This window comes from Treponema sp. R6D11 (genome assembly GCF_054786075.1).
On sequence record NZ_BDHD01000365.1, the window covers coordinates 1 to 1,141 of the forward strand.

The following is a 1,141-nucleotide window of genomic DNA, read 5'->3' on the forward strand; positions in this document are numbered from 1 at the left end:
AAACTTGCGGAAAAAGAAGGTTTGCTTGTGGGCATTTCGTCCGCAGGCGCGGTTTGGGCGGCGTTACAAATAGCGTCACGCCCCGAAAACAAAGGGAAACGCATTGTCACGCTTCTGCCCGATTCAGGCGAAAGATATTTAAGCACATGGCTGTTTGAGGATTTTGCGGTAAATGAAAAAGAAGCAAATAAAAAACTGAATGAAGAGAGGTTTTTAAAACTTGATAAATCCGTGCCGCCTGCAGTCGCGCTCGCCAATGAATATTTTAGAAGCGGACTGTATTGCAGCGAGGCTGTTTTAAGGGCGTTCAATGAAGTTTATGGTTTGGAATATCCTGAAAATTTGTATAAGATTGCAACAGGTTTTGGAGCCGGCTTAGGCGAGTCAAAATGCGCTTGCGGCGCGGTTACAGGAGCAATCATGGTGTTAAGCCTGATTGCGGGACGCAATTTAAATTATAAATCAGAACGGCTTTCATTCACGACAACCAATGAGCTTCATAACCGTTTCAAAGAAAAAAACAAGGCTATGTGCTGCCGTATACTGACAAAACCAATTACATGGGGTACTGCGGAACATAAGTCACTTTGCGAAAAATACGTCCTTGACTCAGCGACGATAATTGACGAAATTATCAAACGTGATTTATCGGAATTACTTCCCAATCTTGACAAACCGTTTATCGAAAAATACGCGTTAAAGTGATTTAAAACTTTAAACTTTTAAATCTCGGCTCACGATACTTTAAGGTGTCATTATTGCTAAATTTCAACGCCTCTACATTGGCAATTCGCTGTTCAGGGCTTGGGTGGGTGGAATAAAAACCGCCACTTACAGAGCCTTTGGCGTTTTGTAAAACTTTCAACAATTCTTTGAGCGCGTCAGGATCATAGCCTGCCTTCGCAAGCAAAACTACAGCTTCAAGATCTGCTTCAAATTCCTGTTTTTGGGAATAACCGCTCCTCATCAGTATATCTACGTTCCTTGTTATGGAATCGCGGAATGAGGCGGCGCGCGCGGCTTCGGCGGATTTTTTTGCGGCTGTACTAGCAGCCCAATCCGCTACAGAGGATAACTCATTTTCAACTTTTTTTTCGTTAATAATATTTATTCCGTGCCTTAACATTATGTGCGCAAGTTC

At 42.8% G+C, this 1,141-nt stretch carries 2 protein-coding genes and 1 pseudogene; 2 read left to right on the forward strand and 1 reads right to left on the reverse strand.

Going from position 1 to position 1,141, the window contains the following annotated elements; translation table 11 throughout:
• A pseudogene (locus ACYVTD_RS13150) lies at positions 1 to 162 on the forward strand (cysteine synthase A); the annotation flags it as partial.
• Positions 163 to 231: 69 nt separating this feature from the next.
• Entirely contained in the window at positions 232 to 705 is a 474-nt protein-coding gene (locus ACYVTD_RS13155; protein WP_461248193.1) for a C-GCAxxG-C-C family protein, read from the forward strand.
• Position 706: 1 nt separating this feature from the next.
• Here ACYVTD_RS13155 and ACYVTD_RS13160 read toward each other — a convergent pair.
• On the reverse strand, positions 707 to 1,141 hold a 435-nt coding region (locus tag ACYVTD_RS13160), incomplete at its 5' end, for a M48 family metalloprotease (RefSeq protein ID WP_461248192.1).